Origin of the sequence: Thermotoga sp. Mc24, assembly GCF_000784835.1 — a bacterium.
Lineage (GTDB): Bacteria > Thermotogota > Thermotogae > Thermotogales > Thermotogaceae > Thermotoga.
Map to the genome: position 1 here is coordinate 1 of NZ_JSFH01000007.1, position 14,286 is coordinate 14,286.

General features: G+C 45.9%; 10 protein-coding genes. 3 read left to right on the forward strand and 7 right to left on the reverse strand.

The features are described 5' to 3' along the window. Together MC24_RS02405 and MC24_RS02410 are read left to right on the forward strand one after the other, a co-directional pair. The coding region (locus MC24_RS02405; protein ID WP_038052195.1) for an ATP-binding cassette domain-containing protein at positions 1-343 on the forward strand (343 nt) is incomplete at its 5' end. Positions 344-364: 21 nt separating this feature from the next. Continuing rightward, positions 365-1,513: an ROK family transcriptional regulator gene (locus MC24_RS02410; protein WP_038052197.1), complete on the forward strand. Its 1,149-nt coding sequence runs from the start codon at positions 365-367 to the stop codon at positions 1,511-1,513. A gap of 20 nt (positions 1,514-1,533) precedes the next feature. On the opposite strand, the gene MC24_RS02415 is transcribed toward MC24_RS02410, so the two are convergent. From MC24_RS02415 to MC24_RS02445, 7 genes are all read right to left on the reverse strand, one after another. Continuing rightward, positions 1,534-3,276 carry a WD40 repeat domain-containing protein gene (locus MC24_RS02415; RefSeq protein WP_012310856.1) on the reverse strand — a complete coding sequence of 581 codons (1,743 nt, stop codon included), beginning with the start codon at positions 3,274-3,276 and terminating at the stop codon, positions 1,534-1,536. Positions 3,277-3,350: 74 nt separating this feature from the next. Continuing rightward, positions 3,351-5,882 carry a type I pullulanase gene (gene pulA, locus MC24_RS02420; RefSeq protein WP_038052199.1) on the reverse strand — a complete coding sequence of 844 codons (2,532 nt, stop codon included), beginning with the start codon at positions 5,880-5,882 and terminating at the stop codon, positions 3,351-3,353. Between the two features lie 17 nt (positions 5,883-5,899). Further along, on the reverse strand, positions 5,900-7,924 hold the full coding sequence (locus tag MC24_RS02425) for a glycogen-binding domain-containing protein (protein ID WP_038052201.1): 2,025 nt from the start codon (positions 7,922-7,924) through the stop codon (positions 5,900-5,902). 15 nt (positions 7,925-7,939) lie between these two features. After that, on the reverse strand, positions 7,940-9,091 hold the full coding sequence (locus tag MC24_RS02430; RefSeq protein WP_038052203.1) for a hypothetical protein: 1,152 nt from the start codon (positions 9,089-9,091) through the stop codon (positions 7,940-7,942). 10 nt (positions 9,092-9,101) lie between these two features. Further along, positions 9,102-9,755, reverse strand: a complete 654-nt coding sequence (locus MC24_RS02435; protein ID WP_038052205.1) for a hypothetical protein — start codon at positions 9,753-9,755, stop codon at positions 9,102-9,104. A 13-nt stretch (positions 9,756-9,768) separates the two neighbouring features. Beyond that, positions 9,769-11,160, reverse strand: a complete 1,392-nt coding sequence (locus tag MC24_RS02440) for a hypothetical protein (RefSeq protein ID WP_038052207.1) — start codon at positions 11,158-11,160, stop codon at positions 9,769-9,771. A 12-nt stretch (positions 11,161-11,172) separates the two neighbouring features. Next, positions 11,173-12,840 carry an alpha-amylase family glycosyl hydrolase gene (locus MC24_RS02445; RefSeq protein ID WP_011943526.1) on the reverse strand — a complete coding sequence of 556 codons (1,668 nt, stop codon included), beginning with the start codon at positions 12,838-12,840 and terminating at the stop codon, positions 11,173-11,175. A gap of 261 nt (positions 12,841-13,101) precedes the next feature. On the opposite strand from MC24_RS02445, the gene malE reads away from it, so the two are divergent. Next, positions 13,102-14,280 (forward strand): maltose/maltodextrin ABC transporter substrate-binding protein MalE, encoded by a 1,179-nt coding sequence (gene malE / locus MC24_RS02450; protein WP_038052209.1) that lies wholly within the window; start codon positions 13,102-13,104, stop codon positions 14,278-14,280. The last annotated feature ends 6 nt before the right edge of the window (positions 14,281-14,286 follow it).

Consider the following 14,286-nt stretch of genomic DNA (forward strand, 5'->3'; position numbering starts at 1 on the left):
CGACATAAGGCCAGCGTATCCAGACAGGAAGGTGTTGTATCTTTCTGGGGGAAACCAGCAGAAAGTAGTACTTGCGAAATGGCTTGCTTTGAAGCCGAAGGTTCTCATACTGGACGAACCGACACGAGGAATAGACGTAGGGGCAAAGGCAGAGATATACAGGATCATGTCACAACTTGCAAAAGAAGGAGTAGGTGTCATCATGATCTCGTCAGAACTTCCTGAAGTTCTTCAAATGAGCGACAGAATCGCTGTGATGAGCTTTGGAAAACTCGCTGGTATCATTGATGCTAAAGAAGCTTCTCAAGAAAAAGTTATGAAACTCGCTGCTGGGTTGGAATAGCAAGTGAAGGAGGTTCGCAAATTGCATAGCATGGAAGTTTATTCCCTAAAGCAGGCAAAAACTATCAACAAATTGAGAGTTCTCAACACGATAAGATTTGAGCCTGGAGTTACTCGAAACATGATATCGGAAAAAACCGGGCTCGATCCCAGCACTGTTACAAAACTCGTGAACGAGATGAAGAGGAAAAGGATGATCTACGAGAAAGGAATACTCCCATCGAAGTTGGGAAGGCACTCCAAACGACTCTACGTGAACAGAGATTTTTCAAAGGCGATAGTGGTCGATCTTGGGGTGACGCATTCCATCGTTGGGATATCGTTTTTCGATGGGACAGTTGAAGTGGTCGATGAATTCGACACGCCCGACACACCTGAGGAGTGTTTCAGAGTTTTGACGGAAAAGGTTTCCAGGTTCCCCGGTGTTTTTCCATTGATTGTGATAGGGGTTCCAGGATCTGTTGATAAGACTCACAAGAAATTGGCATTCGCTCCAAATCTCAACAGATGGAGAGACATAGATGTGGAGAAGTACTTCAAGGTGTTCGAGGTGTATTTGGAGAACGACGCGAACCTTGCGGCCCTCGCGGAAATGATGAGAAACAAACATTTCGGTGATAGAAAGAACATCGTGTACATACTCGTCAGAGAAGGAATAGGTGGAGGCATTATCATCGAAGGAAAACTCTACAAGGGTTCTTTCAACGCGGCTGGAGAGATCGGTCACATGAAAATGTACGACAGAGGACCGTGTTTTTGTGGAAGGGTCGGATGCTGGGAGGCCAACACTTCCATCTCCCACTGCGTCCGTCAGTATGAAAAGAAAAAACCTCTTCCAGGAAGAACCATGTACGAAAAGTTCGAAACGCTCTGCAAAATATACGAAGAAGACCCACTGGCTAAAGAGGTACTGGACGAATTCACCGGTATCCTCATAGATGGTATTGTGAATCTTGTGAACATTCTGAGCCCAGAGATCGTGATTGTTGGCGGAGAAGGAGTATTTCTTCCTGAAGGTGTATTTGAGGTGATTGTATCAGAAACGAGAAGACAGGTTCATCCAATGGATAAAGAGGTTTCCGTTGAGAAGGGTAGTCTCTCCAACAAAGAAGTGGTTTTAGAGGGGACTTCGATACTTTCTTCCATGATGATAAGTGAAAGACTAGTGTAAAATGAGGGGGATTTCCCCCCTCACTTTTCCAAGAGGATCCTTATCTTTCCATCACCGCATGGAACTACGAGCTGATCGCCCACCTTTATGAAATGTCCTATCTTTTGATCAGAGGCTTTCAAAGAAGTCTTCAAGGTCAGATCTGGAAAAGCAAAAATTTTGATATTTCCATTCCAGGTTCCAACAAAGAGTTCCTTTTCATCGATTAATAGAGAGGACACTGGTTCGTTCAGGTAGATCTCGCGGACTTTTGAACCTGTATCCAAGCTCCAGAGAATGACCTTTCCGTCTTCTCCACCTGAGACAAGAAAGTCCCCAGCGAATTTCACAGCGTTTACGTTTCCTCTGTGACCTTCCAGCAGAAGTACTCTTTCCCCTGTGTCTGCGGAGAGAACTTCTACGTAACCTATCTTGTCTTTTGGATCAGAGTAAGAAACTCCGAAGGCGATGAATTTGTTGTTCATATCAATCGTTTGGATCATTTCGTGTTCTGTGTCTTTTCTCCATATCTCTTCGAAGGTTGGATATCTGAACAGAGCGACACTTCCGTCGTAGAATCCTATTGCCATTCTATCGTTTTGAAGAGCGATGTCCATTGTGCTCGTCGTGCCAACTTTGATTCTCTTCACGAGCTTTCCATTTTCCAGGTTATAAATCTTGAGTTGATTGCTATCAAGACAGGAAATGATGTTGTTTTCTACTGTCAAAAGCTTTCTGACCCCTGATAGAGCCTTTATCCTGTGTTCAGCGATCCCCTTCTCAGCGTTCCATATCAGAATTTCTCTATCGTCACTGCCGCTCACGATGAATTTCCCGTCGCTTGATAAAGCTACTGTGTTCACCGAGAGTTGGTGACCGTAGAGAGAGTACTGAAGCTCCAGATCGGCATTCCACACTTTGACAGTTTTGTCCATTCCGTAGGTTGCTATGCTACCGTCATCTGAAGAGACGAAAAGAACGAAGTTGTTATGAGCGTCGATTGATTTCACCACTTCGTTTTTCTGAATGTTCAAAACCACAGCTTTGTAGTCGTCGGCTACAAAAATGAGATCATCATTGTCAAGAAAAGCCAAATCGTTCACCGTTATAGCGTGGTCGTACTGGAGGACGAGATTTCCATTCGAGGCGTTCCATACCTTTACGGTGTTTCCCCCACAGGTTGCGATCAACTGTCCATTCTCTGAGAACACGATCTTTTTAATTCCTTCAGGATGGGCCTTGAGGGGAATGGAAAATGATTGATTCGAGAGATCCCTGATCACAGCAAGTCCGTTGGCCAGTCCCACGACGTATCTGTTCTCATAAGCGGCGATTTGAACAACCGATGGTCCAAGCTTTTGAGAAGAGATTTCCTCTCCATCCGGGAAAGACCATATTCTCACCGTTCCATCGAAAGAGGCGCTTAGGATTTTACTGCCTGCTACAGCGACGGAAGAAACACCTTTTATGTGACCTTTGAGGAGATGTGTTTCACCCGTCTCCAGATTCGTCACACCAACTGTTTTGTCGTCCGAAGCGCTCACGATAAACCCGTTCTCAAAGATCACTTCGTTTACTCTGTTGTCGTGGACTTTGAAAGCTCTGTAATAGGATCCGTCTTTGTAGACGATGATTTCACCGTTTCCCGTTCCAAGTAGGAGATAACCATCTTTGAATGTTAAAGCTGAAATATCGCTGAATCCCAGCACCTTCTCGAGTTTGAATGTTTGAGAGAAAGTCAGGATTGAAATGATGATCAAAATCAGTATCAGTGATTTTTTCATCGGCTCACCCTCCTGGAATGGATTTCAAAGCCCCAGCTCACGCTGGGGCTTTACCATTGAAATTCTACAACTTTTCACTCTCTGTACAAAACGTACGCAGAAAGCGGTTCGAGTTCTATTGTTCCTTCAACGGTTTCTATCACTTCCGTTCCAGCTTTCTGGCCGTTTACAACCACATTCCATTTTCCTTCTGGCAGCTTGTATGTTGCCTTCTCTGTATTTCCATTGTAAATCACCACAATGTCTTTCCAGGGATCACCACCTGCGTGGTCTTTGAGCATGAACGCAACTATTATTCTTCCACTCGGGAGAAATTCCAGGTGCTTTTTGATCTCTTCGGCATTTTTCAGCCTGAAAGCAGGATGTTCTTTTCTGAGTTTTATGAGGCCTTTGTAATAGTTGAACACATCTATGAACTGAAGTTTTCTTTCGTAATCAAAGCCGTTTATCGAGATAGGGGCGTTGTAGGAGTTGTCGTTGAAATTCTTCGTTCTGCAGAAGTCCTGTCCTCCGTGGAGGAAAGGAACACCTTGAGAAGTGAGGAGAATCGCACCAGCCAGTTTCTGGGCGTTTTTCAGTTCTTCTTCGGTCCATTCCTTTTTCTTATCAGCTTTGGCGGCGAGGTAGTTCTTGTCCCACAGTGTGTGGTTGTCGTGAGACGCTGCGTAGTTTATCGTCTCTTCTGGATCAAGGGCGAAGCTTTTGATGAGTTTTTCGTCGTAGTTTATGCTTCCAACAACACCTCTTTTGATCTTGGTTTCCTTTCCGTATCCTCCCATGACGAATCCCTTGACGCTCGGGTTGAACACGGAACCCCTTATTGCGTCTCTGAACTCATCGTTGAAAGCTGCCACGTGTGTGCCGGCGACATCGCTCTTTCCAAACCTGATCGGTGCTCCCCATCCACCCCACGGTTCGCCGTAGAGAATGATAGTTGGATCGATTTTATGAAGAGCTCTTTCGACTTCGAGCATTGTCTTTTTGTCGATAAGACCCATCTGATCGAACCTGAATCCGTCTATGTGATACTCCTTTACCCAGTAGGTGACGGTATCGACTATGAATTTTCTCATCATGGGTCTTTCGCTTGCGATGACGTTACCACATCCGCTTTCGTTCAAATAGGCACCTGTCTTGTCGATTCTGTAGAAGTAGTACGGCACCGTCTGATCGAACGCAGAGAGTTCGCCTATACCGTAGGTGTGAGGGAACACCATGTCCATAATCACACCTATACCGTGTTTGTGAAGGGCTTTGACCATTTCTTTGACTTCTCTGATTCTCGTGTGTGGGTTTTTGGGATCGGTTGAGTATCTGCCCTCCGGAACCATGAACAGGTAAGGATCGTAACCCCAGTTGTAGTACTTCTCGAAATCTTTATCGAGTTCGTCGCCTGTGTAGAAATCAAAGAAAGGAAGTATATGAACGTGTGTAACACCGAGTTCCACAAGGTGCGAAAGGCCTGTTGTCACACCGCCCGGTCCTTTCGTGTTTTCTTCGGTGAGCCCGAGATAGAGGCCTTTGTTTTTTACCCCGGAGTTTTCGAGTCCTGTGATGTCCGCTATGTGTATTTCATAGATTATCGCGTCTTCGTATCCTTCGATTTTCGGTCCCCTGTCGTTTTCCCATCCTTCTGGGTTTGTCCTGGCAAGATTCACAACGGCGCTCTTTTTGCTGTTTGCGTAAACCGCTTTCGAATAAGGATCGACGGTTGTTCTGATCTTTCCGTAGTTTTCCAGCTGATAGAGGTAGAACACTCCGTCGAGATCGCCTTCAACAACCGCTTCCCAGACCCCGTTTCCCTTGTATTCCATGTTCACAACCTGGTACGGTTCTGTGTCTTCTCCGTTCTTGAAGAGAAGCACCTTTACCCACTTAGAAACGGGAGACCAGACTCTGAATATCGTTTTCTCTGGAGAATATATGGCTCCGAGCTCTCCATCGTAATAGTAGTTGTCCAGAATCTCCATCATGATGACCCTTGCCGGTTTGTAACCTTCTATGATCAGTTCCACGTCTTTTCTGAGGACTTCTTCTTTCAGGGATTCAGAAAGGACGATTCTCACGTAGTTCGTCACGTCTATGTCCGTGGGATCAGCCTTTTCCACCCTTGAAACGGGAATCTCTTTTCCGTCAATGATGACTTTGAAGAGTTCTTTCTTTTTTGTATCCACGGGATTCGTTAAGAACGCTTCGATCACCTTGTTCGACCTTGCCTGTGCGAAGAAGATTCTGGGAGATGTGTCTGGTTTTTCGTAGAAAATCTCTTCCACTCCCTGGAGTATCCACACTTCAGCCTTTCCGTCTTTTATCTCTATGAACCTGTCTTTGGCCACGTCTTTTGCCTGCCACTCGTTCAGCCTCACTATGATCCCCACCTTTGTAAGATCCATTGGTAATTTCACTACTGCTACTTTACCAAAATCGTCCTCACCTGTGAACTGGTAAGCTTTCCCTTCCTGAGACACAGGTTCTACGGGCCATATCCAGAGATTCCACCCATCGTACTTTCCGTCGTATCTGTGATAGTGGACTACGATGGTGGTTTCTGAGAATATCAAAGCAGAAAGGAGGAGAACAAGTAACAACCAGAGTTTAGTCTTCACGTTGGATCACCTCACAATCAGAAGTTGACTTCACCTTGGAAATCTAGATAGATGTTCTTGTATGCGTCGTAAGTTACTCCAAGTTTTGCGCTTGCGAATTCGTTTCTGAGCTCCCCAAAGACGGTTATTTTGTCGGGGTCGTTTTCGAAGTTGTCGTAGTCTCCGTATCTGTAGGCCAATCCGAGGACATAGGTGTCATCGAAAACGTACCCTGCGCTTACCGTGTACGTTTTGTTGTTGAAATTGTAGTCTCCGTAGAGTTCCAGGTTGAATAGATCAATGCTTGCTTTGAGAAATCCTTTGTCTTCTGAAGATGTTTTTTCATAGTACAGGTAGTTGACATCGAAGTTGTCCGAATCGACTTCGAGGTTCACAAAGTAGAGAACGGGCTTGGCAAAGATCAAACCAGTCCAGACGGTTGTTTTTGCTCCAAGAAGATCAAAGGATAAGAAGCCTGCGAGGTCTATTTTTTCTATCCCAAGCAAGTAATTACTTCCAAAGTATGTACCGAAATTCTCTCCCGAAACTCCTATCAAAAATCTTTCCTTTTCCGCGTTTGTGTCAAAAGCGACATCAGCTGTGAACTTGTAGGAAAGGAAAGAAATACCGAGACCAAAGCCTGTTTCGGCGAACCATTCTTCGTAGGGCTTCCCTTCCACCAGAGATGCCACGTTGTAGTGTCCGAAAACCTCGAAACCGTCCTTTTCCACTTTTATGTTCGCGCTGTCCAAGAAAGATCCTTCCGGTTTGAAATTCAAGGTTGCTTTCAGGAAGTCGGTTTTTACACCGAGAGTGAGTTCATGGGAGCTTTCGAGAGATTTGAGGAAGGTATCCGTTGCGTATTTGTAAGTCAGATCAATGTTGTACTTCCCGAAGAACGGAGTCTCACTCTCGGAACTCTGCTCCAGAGGTTTTATGACGAGTTTTCCATCCTCTTCAGAGAGCATGAAAGCGCCGTTTTTTCCACCGAATCCATCCGGGACATAGGAAGGCGCGTTGGGATCTTCTTGCCAGACCTGATTCCCCGCTATCGTGAAGACGTACTTGTACTGATAAGTGCCGGGGTTGAGCTTGATTCTTGCCACCCAGAGTTCCCCTTCTTTTTCCATTGGATTCGCTGTGGTGCTCCAGTTGTTGAAACTTCCCGCAACGTAAGCCTCGGAAGCTTCTGGCTTTCTAACAACGAAGACGACAAAACCGTCTTCCACGCTGAGTCCTTCTTTCAGCTCGGATTTTTCAACTTCTTCTGGTTCGGCTTCTGCGGTTTCTTGCTGAGCGACTTCGGGTGCTTCTTCTGAAGTCTCTTCCTGGACAGTTTCCTCGATGGGAGATTTTACCTTCAGTTCTCCGTTTTCTTCGTAAACTTCGAAAACACCGTTCTTTCCTCCGAAACCGTCATCGACGAAAGCGAGGGCGTTGGGGTCGGTTACCCACTCTTCACCGTTCACAACGAACTTGTATTCATACACTCCGGGACCAAGTTCCAGTACTCCTTCCCACCATCCGTCTCCAAGTGGGTACATCTCTATTTCTTCTGCGTTCCAGTTGTTGAAACTTCCAGCTATGGTTACGAATTCCGCTTCGGGATTGTAGTATCTGAGAACCACTATACCGTCTTCGACAAAGATGGTGTCTTCCCTGTCGGGGTTAGGCTCGTATTTCTTTGATTCTTCTTTCTTCTGAGGGCCAACGATGAAGAGCTGTCCGTCTTTTTCTACCAGTGTGAATATTCCGTTGTAGCCTCCGAAACCATCGTCCACGTATCCGGGTGCGTTGGGGTCTTCTTTCCACGTAGTTCCATCTATCACGTATTTGTATTGATACGTTCCTGGTTCGAGTTCGAGCTCTGCTCTCCAGAGACCGGGTTCCACTTCTTCCATTGGAAGCGCTGTGGGATTCCAGTTGTTGAAGGTTCCTGCGAGGTACACCACCTTGGCTCCTTCCCACTCGAAGGTGAAAATCACTTTTCCGTTTTCTACAAAGACATCAGAAAATACGAAGACACTCAGCAAAAGCACAGAGAGAATGAGAAGTTTTTTCATACCTTAGACACCTCCTTACCACCACGTCGAATATTCAAGAGAGATTTTCTTGACAAAGTTTATCTGGCTGGAGAAATCGCCATCGCCAAGAGAGAGTTTGAACTCGGACTTTTCATCCGTGAACTTCAGCTCGTAGTAGGCTGTGTACGCCTCTGTGTAGAGAGTGTTCAGATACTGCCACTTGGCGAAGAAGTTGACACTGCCGAAGTTTTTCCACAGTTCCGCGTATAATACCTCACCCATCGCGCTTGTGGAATCGTGGGCTGGTTTGCCGAACTTGTAAGAGATCTTTCCATTGAAGCCGATGAAGCTGAAGTTCTTTCCAACTTCCATTCCGAAGTCATCCCAGTTGAGAATGTCAGAATCGAATTTCGTTCCTTCTTTCCAGATCTTGAACCAGACATCACCGGAAGAGTACTCGACACCGTATTTGGGAGTCTTCGATGTGAACTTGTAATCGAACCAAAGCTTGAAGTCGCCGAATGTCGTCCAGAGGTTCGCGAGTATCTCACCTTCGAGATCGTTGTCGTTCACGTAGTCACAGTAGTCAAGGTGTGTTTCTGAACCTACTCCGGTGAGTTTCACTCCGTGTTTCCAGTCTGCGGTTGAAATACCAAACATGTAGAAGAAATTGTTTGATCCTATCTTTTCCTCGTTCTCATAACTCACACCGAATTCTCCAAAATACCTGAGGTCTGGTTCCCAGTTGAAATCGAAGTACATGTCGTTCACTGTGGAGCGTTTCCCGAGCATCGTGCTGAAATAGAAATTCAAAAGATTTCCTCGGTACTGGAGATAAGAAACATCCCCTGTGGTCACACCTCTGAAACCGAAAAGCTCAATTTCAAGTCCGTTTCTGGAGTCGTAGTCGTCGTCGAAGCTGTAGATTCCGAGCCAGTCACCTGTAGATCCGAAGATTCTGTTGTAGTAAGCCTTGAGGTCCACCAGATCTGTATCGAGTGCGATGTATCCGGAGTCGAGTTTCAAATCTTTGGTTGTGAATTCGCCGGAAAGACTGTTCCCCGAGAGGTACAGCTCAGTGTAGCTGGATCCGCTCTGGTTTTCCAGATCGTAGGAGTAACCCACCTTGAGAGAACCCGTTGGCGAAAAGGAGAACACGTAAGAAAACGCAAGAAGACACATTATCAAAACAGCGAGTTTTTTCATATTTCTCACCTCACTCCACATAGGCTTGAAGTGTGCTCGTTTTCGGATCGAATTCTATGACGAGAGTTCCGTCTTTGTCCGCGGTGAAGGTGGCGTTTTTACCGTATCCGGCGTTGTAACTGGTTCCGTCGAACTGCTCCTCGTAAGGAGTCCAGTCGGTGTTTCTTGCGATTTTGTATTGTATCGTTTCACCGGAGGAGATGGTGTAGCCTGTGTTCAAAACAAACTTTCCATCCTGATAAGTCATCTCCTCAAGCGTCCAGTTGTTGAAATCTCCGGCGCAGTACCAGGGAGGTGTTTCTTTCTCAGAGTCTCCCGCTCCCTTTGCTGTGTCATTTTCCATCAGGTTCGGTGTTGCGTATATGGTGACGGTGGTTCCAACGAGCTGTTTCCACAGAGGAATCTCGGAAGTGGTCTTCACTGGTTTTCCGTTTTCAACAACCACAACCTGATACCAAGTGATGTCATTTTCAAAGCTCAAAACGGAAGAAGGAAGCTCCAGGGTGTAGAAATCACCCTGAAGCGCCATTTTGTATTCGGAGCTCGGCACACCGTTTGAGAAATCTCCAACCACATAAACACCGTCCGGGAGCTTTATATTGAGCAGTGTCATACATCCAGAAAGAAACGTAATCAACAAAAGAGCTGGGATTATCTTTTTCAAGGAGATCACCTCCTCAGTTCACTTGGAGAAGATAGAGATTCGTGAAAGTATCAGAGTCACCCCATTCGTTGTTATCATCACCAATTGCAGAATCATCAGGAATGCTGTCTACAGCCGAACCATTACCACCTGTTATCCAGACGATCAAAGCCACGTCCTGTTTTCCTCCAATGGCAGACCATGGAATCGCTATTTCCATAGTTTGAAGTCCACTACTGGTGTCACCGGTGTAATCGAAGGTTCCTCCAACATCAGCTATTGATCCATAATTCCATCCTGAACCGTTCCATGTACAGAAGTTGTCAGAACCTAACCCAGAGCCACCACCCCACCAGAAGTAGATCTCGTAATCTACAGCGTAGCCTGCGTCGAAGTTTATCTTTCTTCCCCACGCGTCACTGTCTCCTGTGTAGTAACCACCGGGTTTTATGTCGATACCTATTCCATAGGCAACATTCCAGGATCCGGGGTTTTGAATATCGACCATATGGTTTTGAGTATCGAATCCTATGTAGAGGTACGTCGCGTCGTAGGTCACGTAGAGCTGGTACAGGTCTGCTCCATTTCCACCACCAGGATTCGTGCTCGTTGCCACGGGGGTTCCAAGGTCGCTCAGATCGCCGTCTACAACGATCGCACCTGTTTCAGTGGGCTGCTCCGGTTCAGTGGGTTCTTCTGGTTCGCTCGGTGTTGTGGGTTCTGTCTGATTTATTTCCTCACTCACGTTGCCTTCGCTGTCGCATACGACGAAGTTTACAACAGGTGCTGGCTGTGGGATACCACCATTTGTTGTCGAATCGTGGTCGGGCTGATTTGGATAGAAGTCTCCAACCCACTGATTGGTACCATCCGTTCCTCCACTGATGGCGAAGACGGCTTTCACCTGAGTGACTTGATCGGAGACTGGGATCTTGAGCTCTGCTATTGTAGATCCAGTTCCAAACTGGGCGGTCACTTGGTCGGTGATATCTGTGAGGCTTCCATCCTGAGACACTCTCCAGACTTTGTATTCGTTGCTCTGATTCACTTCAACGATGAGATCTATGTCGCCGTTGGGGTTTGTGAAGTTTCTGTTTGCATCGTTCAAACCCTTGTAGGAGACTGTCTGAGCTCCGGTCACATCGACAAGATCGATCAGAACAAGAAAGACATTATTGTTTCCATCGCCTCCTATCACATATTCACCAGCGATGTAGATGTTTGCACCATCGAAGAGCAAACCTGCCTTCAAAAGCTCGTTGTCAGCTCCCCATTTGGAATCATCTGCTGCGTCTTCCTTGATCTTGCTTCCCCAGTCGCTGAGAGAACCATCGGTGGTGACCATATCTTTGACGACAGGTGGTGTTCTCAGACATCCGTAAAGAACAAGAGATAAGACCGCCAAAACCAGGAAGAGTTTTTTCATTTTCGCACCTCCTCACTTTTTGAAAATGTACGCTTTCATGGGATCCACAGTGAAGGATTCACCCGCTGAAAAAGACACGTTTGACTCGTTCCAGATGAAGTTTTCAAAATCTACCTCGAGAATCATCGTCATGTTTTCTTCAAAAGTGAAGCTGTTTTGCCAGACTGGATCCGGATTCAAGACCACCAACAGCTTTTCGTTGGAGGATTCTCTGTAGAACGCTATGAGGTTTTTCCAGTCCCTGAAGATCGTTTGATCTCCATTCAAAATGGCGTCGTGATCTTTTCTGAAGTTGAGAATGAATCTGATGAAATTCAAAAGACTCTTCGGATCGTTTTCCTGTTCTTCGACGGAGAAGCCATCGTAAGGATCGTCATAGATACATCCGTCAACATCAGCGTTTCCAAAGGTTATCCCCGCGTTTTTGTAGACTTCCTTTGTCCAGAAGGTTTGACCTTCTCCTGTACCGCTTGCGTACCACTGCATCGGCTCTCTCACCGGCTCGTCATATACAGGACCGTGCCACTTGAAACCTCTCGTTCCAATTTCACCGCCGTAGTAGATAACAGGAGATCCTTTCAGTGTGAATATCAGAAAATACCAGAGAGCAGCACGTTTTTTGATGAACTCGTAGTCGGACTCGGAGAACTTTTTGTAATGTTCTTGAAGATGGGAGAAGAACCTGTGGAGATCGTGATTCTCAAGAAACAGGAAAGACTCCTCAACCCAGTTGTTTTCTATCATTCCATCCTGCCCTTCTGGGTAGTTCCTTATACTGTACATGAGGGCGAAATTGAAAACGGGAATTGGATATAGAGAAAGATCGTACGTGTTTCCGCTGAACACCTCTCCCACAAGTATGGCATCGGGCTTTTTGGAAAGCACATAATCTCTGAACCATTCAAAATATTCGGCCGACTCCTGTATCCCATCGTCCCAGGACCAGCCATATATGTGCTTTGCAGCATCTATTCTGAATCCATCAACACCTTTGGAAATCCAGAAATCCACGATTTTCTTTACTTCTTCTCTCACTTTCTGACTGTCGTGGTTCAGATCCGGCATGTTATAGCCAAAAAGTCCGAAATACCAGACTTTTTGACCCTTTGAGTTGATCTTCCAGTGCCAGTGATCCTGACCAGAATGATCTTCAAGACTCATTATGTAGTAGTCCCAGTACGGAGAGCTGGTCGTGTTTTCCACGGCGTCTTTGAACCAGGGATGCTCATCGGATGTGTGGTTGATCACGAGATCCATTATTACCTTTATTCCGTTCTCATGGAGCACCTGGATCATGTTTTCGAGATCTTCCATGGTGCCGTAGTCTTTCTCGACGTTGTAGTAGTCTGTTATGTCGTATCCATGGTATGAAACAGCCTCGTTGAAGGGCATAAACCACACAGCGTCAATGCCGAGTTTCCTCAGATAGTCAACTTTCTGAGAAACACCGTTTATGTCTCCCACACCATCTCCGTCGCTGTCGTAAAAGGAGCGAATGAAAATTTCGTAGACGACGGGGTATTTTACTTCATTAATAGAAAGGTTGGAGGCTGAATCACCTGTGTTTGTGCTGTTTGAATGTGGATTACTTGAAACGAGGGATTGACTCATAGACGTTTGAAAGCAGGAGGTGAGGAAGAGTAAAAATACCAGAGCAAGCAGTAAAAAAGTCTTCTTCACAACCTCCACTCCTCCTTTCAAAAAAATCCACGATCAATAAATTAACACAAATCCGTCTGTTTATATTAACACCCAATTCACAACGTGTCAATAGGGTTAACGGAATTTCGATATTTCTGAATGAAACGGTTGATGAATAATTTAAAAACACCGATTCGAATCCAGATTGACATCACGAAAATTCGGTGTTAAAATCCTTAGTGAAACATTTTGTGAATTTTCTGACAGTAAACTCTTTGTAATCCAAAGGAGGTGTCCATGGTGAAGAGACTGCTCGTTTTAATGCTTGTTGTGATTTCTGCCCTGGTGTTAGCTCAAACAAAACTCACTATCTGGTGCTCCGAAAAGCAGGTTGACATCCTCCAGAAACTCGGGGAAGAATTCAAGGCAAAGTATGGAATTCCTGTTGAAGTTCAGTACGTTGATTTTGGAAGCATCAAATCCAAATTCCTGACGGCGGCTCCACAGGGACAGGGTGCAGACATCATTGTTGGAGCACACGACTGGGTAGGAGAACTCGCCGTCAACGGTTTGATCGAACCCATTCCCAACTTCTCTGATCTGAAGAATTTCTATGACACGGCTCTCAAAGCTTTCTCTTACGGTGGAAGACTCTACGGAGTACCGTACGCCATGGAAGCGGTTGCTCTCATCTACAACAAGGACTACGTTGATGCTGTTCCTAAGACCATGGATGAACTCATAGAAAAAGCAAAACAGATAGATGAGGAATACGGAGGAGAGGTCAGAGGTTTCATCTACGATGTCGCCAACTTCTACTTCTCTGCGCCGTTCATCCTGGGTTACGGAGGATACGTCTTCAAGGAAACACCTCAGGGACTCGACGTGACAGACATTGGACTTGCAAATGAAGGAGCAATCAAAGGAGCGAAACTCATAAAGAGAATGATCGATGAAGGTGTTCTCACCCCGGGTGACAATTACGGAACGATGGATTCAATGTTCAAAGAAGGTCTTGCAGCTATGATCATCAACGGACCTTGGGCTATAAAATCTTACAAAGACGCGGGTATAAACTACGGAGTTGCTCCCATTCCTGAGCTCGAACCGGGTGTTCCTGCCAAACCATTCGTTGGTGTTCAGGGATTCATGATCAACGCCAAGTCTCCAAACAAAGTGATCGCCATGGAATTTCTCACGAACTTCATTGCGAGAAAAGAGACCATGTACAAGATATACCTCGCAGATCCAAGACTTCCTGCGAGAAAAGATGTTCTCGAACTCGTCAAAGACAATCCCGATGTTGTTGCGTTCACTCAGAGTGCTTCCATGGGAACACCGATGCCAAACGTGCCGGAAATGGCTCCTGTCTGGTCTGCCATGGGAGACGCTCTCAGCATCATTATCAACGGACAGGCCAGTGTCGAAGATGCTCTCAAAGAGGCTGTGGAAAAAATCAAGGCACAGATAGAAAAATAATTCGAA

Bases quoted from the DNA above. Each gene is read 5' to 3' on its own strand.
- MC24_RS02415 (WP_012310856.1), bottom strand. From the start codon at position 3,276: ATGAAAAAATCACTGATACTGATTTTGATCATCATTTCAATCCTGACT.
- MC24_RS02425 (WP_038052201.1), bottom strand. From the start codon at position 7,924: ATGAAAAAACTTCTCATTCTCTCTGTGCTTTTGCTGAGTGTCTTCGTA.
- MC24_RS02430 (WP_038052203.1), bottom strand. From the start codon at position 9,091: ATGAAAAAACTCGCTGTTTTGATAATGTGTCTTCTTGCGTTTTCTTAC.
- MC24_RS02440 (WP_038052207.1), bottom strand. From the start codon at position 11,160: ATGAAAAAACTCTTCCTGGTTTTGGCGGTCTTATCTCTTGTTCTTTAC.